The 7,197-nt window shown below is 68.7% G+C and carries 9 protein-coding genes; 5 read left to right on the forward strand and 4 right to left on the reverse strand.

Annotation, left to right across the window (positions count from 1 at the left end; all coding sequences use genetic code 11):
* Positions 1-61: 61 nt before the first annotated feature.
* Both ACWGI8_RS35650 and ACWGI8_RS35655 read left to right on the forward strand, forming a co-directional pair.
* Complete coding sequence (locus ACWGI8_RS35650; protein ID WP_453667413.1) at positions 62-1,021, forward strand: cytochrome c oxidase assembly protein; 960 nt, start codon at positions 62-64, stop codon at positions 1,019-1,021.
* Positions 1,022-1,153: 132 nt separating this feature from the next.
* Positions 1,154-1,312, forward strand: a complete 159-nt coding sequence (locus tag ACWGI8_RS35655) for a hypothetical protein (protein WP_453667415.1) — start codon at positions 1,154-1,156, stop codon at positions 1,310-1,312.
* Positions 1,313-1,491: 179 nt separating this feature from the next.
* Here ACWGI8_RS35655 and tnpA read toward each other — a convergent pair whose 3' ends face one another.
* Positions 1,492-1,920, reverse strand: a complete 429-nt coding sequence (gene tnpA / locus ACWGI8_RS35660) for an IS200/IS605 family transposase (RefSeq protein ID WP_453667417.1) — start codon at positions 1,918-1,920, stop codon at positions 1,492-1,494.
* 80 nt (positions 1,921-2,000) lie between these two features.
* On the opposite strand from tnpA, the gene ACWGI8_RS35665 reads away from it, so the two are divergent.
* A complete protein-coding gene (locus ACWGI8_RS35665; protein WP_453667426.1) occupies positions 2,001-3,227 on the forward strand; it encodes an RNA-guided endonuclease InsQ/TnpB family protein in 1,227 nt (408 codons plus the stop codon).
* A gap of 77 nt (positions 3,228-3,304) precedes the next feature.
* The gene (locus ACWGI8_RS35670) at positions 3,305-3,616 is read left to right on the forward strand and encodes a hypothetical protein (RefSeq protein ID WP_453667419.1); all 312 of its coding nucleotides are present in this window, start codon (positions 3,305-3,307) and stop codon (positions 3,614-3,616) included.
* On the opposite strand, the gene rocD is transcribed toward ACWGI8_RS35670, so the two are convergent.
* The 3 genes from rocD to ACWGI8_RS35685 form a co-directional block, all read right to left on the reverse strand.
* The gene (gene rocD / locus ACWGI8_RS35675) at positions 3,597-4,844 is read right to left on the reverse strand and encodes an ornithine--oxo-acid transaminase (protein WP_453667421.1); all 1,248 of its coding nucleotides are present in this window, start codon (positions 4,842-4,844) and stop codon (positions 3,597-3,599) included. The genes ACWGI8_RS35670 and rocD overlap by 20 nt on opposite strands.
* 292 nt (positions 4,845-5,136) lie before the next feature.
* The gene (locus ACWGI8_RS35680) at positions 5,137-5,982 is read right to left on the reverse strand and encodes a MurR/RpiR family transcriptional regulator (RefSeq protein ID WP_453667422.1); all 846 of its coding nucleotides are present in this window, start codon (positions 5,980-5,982) and stop codon (positions 5,137-5,139) included.
* A 200-nt stretch (positions 5,983-6,182) separates the two neighbouring features.
* Complete coding sequence (locus ACWGI8_RS35685; protein ID WP_453667428.1) at positions 6,183-6,341, reverse strand: hypothetical protein; 159 nt, start codon at positions 6,339-6,341, stop codon at positions 6,183-6,185.
* Between the two features lie 91 nt (positions 6,342-6,432).
* Here ACWGI8_RS35685 and ACWGI8_RS35690 point away from each other — a divergent pair, with 91 nt between their 5' ends.
* On the forward strand, positions 6,433-7,152 hold the full coding sequence (locus ACWGI8_RS35690; protein WP_453667424.1) for a lysophospholipid acyltransferase family protein: 720 nt from the start codon (positions 6,433-6,435) through the stop codon (positions 7,150-7,152).
* The last annotated feature ends 45 nt before the right edge of the window (positions 7,153-7,197 follow it).

Below are 7,197 nucleotides of genomic sequence, written 5' to 3' on the forward strand. Positions count from 1 at the left end.
GGGGCGGTTCTAGTCTTGTCCGGACAACAAGCGCGAATCAGGACGCTCCAGGAGTACACAGATGGATCACAGCGGGCACGGCGAGCACGGTATGCCGATGGATCTGGCGCCGTTCACGCTGGGGCGGGGCCTGGAGCTCTCCGCGGACCCGTTCTTCCTGGTCGGCTGTCTCGTGGCGCTCGGGCTCTACGGGTGGGGCGTGGTCCGGCTGCGGCGACGCGGCGACGCGTGGCCGGTGGGCCGGACGGTCTTCTTCGCGATCGGTGTACTGACCATCGCTCTGGTGATGTGCACCCGGCTGAACGACTACGGAATGGTCATGTTCAGCGTGCACATGGTGCAGCACATGGTCATCAGCATGCTCTCTCCGATCCTGCTGCTGCTCGGCGCACCGGTGACGCTGGCGCTGCGCGCGCTTCCGCCGGCCGGTCGCGGCCGCAAGGGCCCGCGCGAGCTGCTGCTCGCGCTGCTGCACAGCCGCTACATGAAGATCATCACCCACCCCGCGTTCACGATCCCGATGTTCATCGCGAGCCTTTATGCGCTGTACTTCACCCCGCTCTTCGACTTCCTGATGGAGTCCAAGGCCGGGCACATCGGGATGATGGTGCACTTCCTCGCCGTCGGCCTGATCTTCTTCTGGCCGATCATGGGTGTGGACCCGGGTCCGCACCGCCCCGGCTATGTGATGCGGATGCTGGAGCTCTTCTCGGGCATGCCGTTCCACGCGTTCTTCGGCATCGCACTGATGATGGCGTCCGAGCCGATGGTGAAGGCGTACGCGGACCCCCCGGCGTCACTGGGGATCAGTGCGCTCTCCGACCAGAACGCGGCGGGCGGAATCGCCTGGGCGTTCAGCGAGATCCCGTCCGTCCTGGTCCTGATCGCTCTGGTGTTCCAGTGGTACCGCTCGGAGCAGCGCCAGGCCGTCCGCAAGGACCGCGCCGCGGACCGGGACGGCGACAAGGAGCTGGAGGCGTACAACGCGTACCTCGCCTCGCTCCAGGCCCGCGGGCGGTAGGGCCTGTCCGGTGGATCAGGCCCTGGGCCCCGGCGCGCGGGAGTAGCGCGCTCCCGCACTAAGGGGTCACGATGGCTCCACGGCCCCTGGCCATGGTTCCTTCGCCGCGGCCCGGCCGGGAGGAGGGTGCGCATGTCCGGTTCCACGAAGACGATGGGTGTGCTCACTGTCGGGAGCCTGGTGGTCGTGACGGCCTACACGGTGGCACTCGGCAGCAACGGCTGGCTGTGGTTCGGCTGGATCGTGCTCGGTCTGGTGACCATCGGGATGGCGGCGTCCAAGCCCACGTGAGTGTGGGATCCACGCGCGCAAGGGCTCGGGAATTCGGCGCGATCGGCCCCGGCGTCCGCCACTCGGCGTCTACCTCTGATCTCGCCCAGTGCTCCGCCCTTCAGGGTGGAGGGTGAAGGGCGTCCTTGTCCCGGAGGCGCGAAGCGCCGGAGCTCGCTGCGTCTCTGGGTCGGTCACGTTCAAACCGGCCGCTGCTGGTTCTCGATGTACTGGCGTACGACGGTCAGCGGTGCCCCGCCGCAGGAGCCTGCGAAGTAGGAGCCGGACCAGAAGTGTCCGCCCCACAGGTAGTGGCGTACGTGTGCGTCGTACTCCTTGCGCAGGTAGCGGGAGGAGACGCCCTTGAGGGAGTTGATCAGCTTGGAGAGCTGGACTTTGGGCGGGTAGTGCACGAGCAGGTGCACGTGGTCCTCCTCGCCGTTGAACTGCTTCAGTTCGGCCTCGAAGTCGGCGCAGACCTCCCGCATGATCTCTTCGCACCGGGTCAGCATGGCGTCGGTGAAGGCTCGGCGACGGTACTTGGTGACGAATACCAAGTGGACGTGAAGGTTGTAGACGACGTGGCGTCCTCTGCGTACGTCAGGGTTTGGATTCCACCGTGGTGACATAAGCCAAATGATAGAGTGCTCGCGTGAGCGGTGAACTCGCGTGGGAGAAGCGGAAGTTCGGGCACCGTGCCCGGCTAGCGCTGACGCCCGCGCAGATCCGGCTCATGGATGAGCAGGCGCATGCGGCGCGCACCCTGTGGAACCTGCTGCACGACTGGTGGACGATGCTCCCGAAGGAGAAGCGTTCTCTGGTTGCAGCCGACGCGGCGATCCGCCAGGCCCGCACGGAGATCGAATGGCTGGCCGTGCTTCCCGCTCAGGCCGCGCAGGCGGTGCTGAAGACGTACTTCCAGGCGTGGAAGAACTGCTGGGACGGGCGTGCGGACGCTCCGAACTTCAAGGCCCGCTTCCGCACCGTGATGTCCGTGGACATCCCGCAGGGCCGGGACTTGAACATCGTCCGCGTGCACCGCCGCTGGGGCATGGTCAACGTCCCCAGGATCGGCCGCGTGAAGTTCCGCTGGACCAAGGACTTACCGGTCGGCAGGCGCGCCAACCAGGAGAACCGCATCACCGGTGCCCGGCTGGTCAAGGATGCGCTCGGCTGGCACATCGCCTTCCGCGTCCAGACCCTGGAGCCCAAGCCCGAGCCCCATCAGGGTCCGGAAGCCGGCATCGACGTCGGCGTCACCGTGCCCCTGGCCCTCTCCGACGCAAAGACCTACGACCACGGCGAGTGGTTGACGAAGAAGGAGAAGGCGAAGCTGCTCCGGCTGGAGCGGCGCGCCGCGCACCGCAAGGCCTTCCGCAAGCGCGGGGAGAAGACCTCCCGCCGCCTGCGGGCAGCCTATGACCAGATCCAGGCGCTTCATGCGAGAGCCAAGCGCAGGCACCTGGACTGGCAGCACCAGACCACCACCGACATCGCCCGCACCTATGGCGTGATCGTGGTGGAAGACCTGGCCATCACGAACATGGTCAAGAGTGCCAAGGGCACCGTGGAGAACCCGGGGAAGAACGTTGCGCAGAAGTCCGGCCTGAACCGCTCCATCAGCCAGGAGGCATGGGGCCGCACGGTCGAGCTGCTGACGTACAAGGCCGCCCGCCATGGCGGTTCCCTGCACAAGGTTCCCGCCCGCGGCACCTCCCAGCGCTGCTCAGCCTGCGGCTTCACCACGCCGGGCAGCCGCGAGTCCCAGGCTGTGTTCGTGTGCAAGAACCCGGACTGCGGATGGTCCGGCAACGCCGACCACAACGCGGCCCGGAATGTCTTGCACCTGTACCGGATGGGCCTCGCGCTCATCCCGGCTGCCGGGAGGGCAGTCGTCAGGCGCGCTGGTCGCGTCAAGCCCGCCACCGCAAGGTAGGTGGGAATCTCCCGCCTTTCAGGCGGGAGAGCACTTCAACATGTGACCTGTTACGTGGCAGCAGTTGAGGGGGATCCATGTCGCAGCTCGTGCAACTGGAGATGCCGGACGGTCAGGTCATCTGGGCCACGGCCGGCGAGGACGACGGCCCGAGCGGCCTTGGCCCGGAGGGTCACGCCGGGGGGGGCGGCTGGCGGCCCCATGCGTGCGCACGGCCCGCCGGGCTGAACGCCGTCGCGCACGCCGCCGCTCTGGAGCACACCGTTGACGCACTCATGGACAGGGTGTGCGCCGATCTCAAACGGCTCGCCGTCATCCCCTCGAAGCGGGCCGCCGGTGGATGCGACGGCCCGTCACGGCGGCATCCCGTCAGGGGCGGGGTGCGGTGAGTACCTCAGCGAGCTGCTCGGTCATCCAGTCGAGTTCGTCGGCCTCGATGACCAGGGGCGGAGCGAGGCGGATGGTGGAGCCATGGGTGTCCTTGGCGAGGATGCCCCTGGCCAGGAGCTGTTCGCAGGCTTCGCGTCCCGACATGAGCTGGGGGTCGATATCGATGCCGCTCCAGAGCCCACGGCTGCGGACGGCGAGGACGCCGTGGCCTATGAGGGCTTCGAGCCGCTTGCGGTGCTGCTCGCCGAGCCGGGCCGCCCGCGCCTGGTATTCGCCGGTCCGCAGCAGCTCGACGACGGTGTGGCCGACGGCGGCGGCCAGCGGATTGCCGCCGAATGTCGAGCCGTGGTTGCCGGGCCGGATGACGCCGAGGGTCTCGCGGCGGGCGACGACGGCGGAGAGCGGCACGATGCCGCCGCCGAGGGCCTTGCCCAGGATGTACATGTCCGGGGTGACGCCCTCGGCGTCGCAGGCGAACGTGGTGCCGGTGCGGCCGAGACCGGACTGGATCTCGTCGGCCACAAACAGGACGTTCTCCCGGCTGCACAGCTCGCGCACGGCCGGGAGGTACCCCTGCGGCGGGATCACCACGCCCGCCTCGCCCTGGATCGGTTCGAGCAGCACCGCCACGGTGTGCTCGTCGACCGCGGCCGCCAGGGCGGCGGCGTCTCCGTAGGGGACGGTGCGGAACCCGGGGGTGAACGGGCCGAAGCCCTCGCGCGCGACGGGGTCCGTCGAGAAGCTCACGATCGTGGTGGTACGCCCGTGGAAGTTGCCGTCGGCGACGATGATGTTGGCGCGGTCCGCGGGCACGCCCTTGACTTCGTAGCCCCATTTCCGGGCCACCTTGAGCGCGGTCTCCACGGCCTCAGCGCCGGTGTTCATCGGCAGGACCAGGTCCATCCCGGCGAGTTCGGCGAGATCCTGGCAGAACGGACCGAGCCGGTCGTTGTGGAATGCGCGGCTGGTCAGAGTGAGGCGTTCGAGCTGTTGCCGGGCCGCGGCCAGCAGCCGGGGGTGGCCGTGGCCGAAGTTGAGCGCCGAGTAGCCGGCCAGGCAGTCCAGATAGCGGCGTCCGCTGACGTCGGTCACCCACGCGCCCTGGCCAGAGGTGAGGACTACCGGCAGCGGGTGGTAGTTGCGGGCGGTGGCGGTCTCGGCGAGGTGGATGTGCTGCCGGGTCTCGGGGGCGAGCGGGAAGTCGCCGGTGGTGTCGGTGGCGCTCACGTGCGGGTCCTCGTTCCTGAGTACGCGGGTGCTGGATGACGAGGGGGACGGCTTTGCCGACCGTAGCTGCCACTCCGGCCCCGTTGAGGCCCATGGCGAGCGTCGGTCCCATGAGACCGACGGAGAGGGTAAGCGCTTCCCACAAGCGCAGTTTGCGTGTGCGAGAGTGATTCGACACGGGGGCTCCGAGGAGGAGACGGGGGCTACGTCCGCAGCAGCCCGAGCCCCGTCATGAAACATGCGTTCCAAGGGTCGCGTCAATAGGAGCAGATGAAACATTCATTTCATGGCGTCATTCCATGGTGCGGTCGCCCGACGCCTCCTCCGCGGCCCTCATCCGCTCCTCCGCCGCCTTTCCCAAGCGCACATGCACCGCGGCCACCAGCGTCTCCACCACCGCCACGGGCGCCACAATGCTGTCGAACGGGCTGGGAGCCTCGACCCGCACGGGCAGCACGACGTCGGCGAACTCGGCCACGGGAGACAGCCACGGATCGGTGAACAGCACGACCCGCGCGCCGTGCTCATGCGCATAGCGGGCGAGCTCCACCGTGTCGCGCTGATAGCGCCGGAAGTCGAAGACCACACACACCGCCCGCCGTCCGAGATCCACCCGGAAGCCGCCGTCCCCGCCAGGGGCCTGTATGTGCACATGCGTGCCCGGCCGCAGCAGCCGCAGATGCAGATCCAGGTACTCGGCCAGAAGCCGGGAGAACCGCCCGCCGAAGCTCACGATCCGCTTCGCCGGGTCGCAGATCAGCGCGACCGCCCGGTCGAACTCCTGCTCAGGCAGCGCGGCGAAGGTCTGGCTCAAGGCCCCCCGGCCGACCTTCTCCGCCGCCTCGACCAGGTCTGAGGTCGGAGAGCTCTCGCTGACCACCGGCATCAGGGTCAGCGGCGAGGCGCGGCGCGCCTGCACCTCGTCCCGCAGTGACTGCTGGAACTGCCGGTAGCCCTCGAAGCCGAGCCGGGCGACGAAGCGGACGACGGTCGGCGGGCTCACCCCCGCCCGTCCGGCCAGCCCGGAAGTCGACTCCAGGCCCGCCGCGGGGTAGTGCGCCATCAGTGCCCGGGCGATCTTGCGCTCCGCGGGCGACAGGGAACCCTGGACCCGCCGCAGACGCTCGGCCACCGTCATCCCCAACCCCTTGCCCGCGCCCGCGTCTGCGCCCGCCTCTGCGCCCGCGTCTGCGCCCGCGGCCGACGGCTCAGTGCGATCTCCCGGTCGACCATCCATCCGGCTGCCTCTCCACTTGGGGATCACATGACACCACACCGTGCTGGGGCACCCTCACCGGCGGAGTGTGGCGGCACAACCAGGACGCGCGCCTCGCCCGCTCAGTCCAGCAGTTCGTACGCAGGCAGCGTCAGGAACTCCGCGTACTCCGCGTCCAGTGCGACCTTCAGCAGCAGGTCATGGGCCTGCTGCCACCTGCCTGAGGTGAAGGCGCAAAGCTGAGTGATCTTTGTACCGCCGGCATTGTTACGTGCCGTCACACCTGGACATACACTGGCCCTCCCGGACCGCCCGCCGGTTCGCCGCACGGAACCCACCCCGGAGCCGACAGCCGCAGTTGGGAGCGAACCCGTGTTCTACTACGTGCTCAAATACCTCATTCTGGGCCCGCTGCTGCGGTTGCTGTTCCGGCCCAGGATCGAGGGACTCGAGCACATTCCCGCGGACGGCGCGGCGATCGTGGCGGGCAATCACCTGTCGTTCTCCGACCACTTCCTGATGCCCGCCATCATCAAGCGGCGGATCACCTTTCTCGCCAAGGCGGAGTACTTCACGGGTCCCGGGCTCAAGGGCCGGCTGACCGCCGCGTTCTTCCGCAGCGCGGGGCAGATCCCGGTGGACCGGTCGGGCAAGGACGCCGGGCAGGCCGCGATCCGCGAGGGGCTCGGGGTGCTGAGGAAGGGCGAGTTGCTGGGCATCTACCCCGAGGGCACGCGCTCGCACGACGGACGGCTGTACAAGGGCAAGGTCGGGGTCGCGGTGATGGCACTCACCGCCGGGGTGCCGGTCGTGCCGTGTGCGATGGTCGGGACGTTCGAGATCCAGCCGCCGGGGCAGGTCGTGCCGAAGATCAAGCGGGTGACGATCCGCTTCGGGGAGCCGCTGGACTTCTCGCGCTATGCGGGGATGGAGAGCGAGAAGGCGGTGCTGCGCGCGGTGACCGACGAGATCATGTACGAGATCCTCGCGCTGTCGGGGCAGGAGTACGTGGACGAGTACGCCGCGAAGGTGAAGGCGGCTCAGGCGGAGCAGCAGCAGTCCAGGAAGTTCCCGCGGTTGCGGCGGCGCTGACCGGTCGTCGGAGAAGGGGGCGGCCCGGACCGGGCCGCCCCCTTC

It is taken from the genome of Streptomyces sp. NPDC054841 (genome assembly GCF_053611045.1).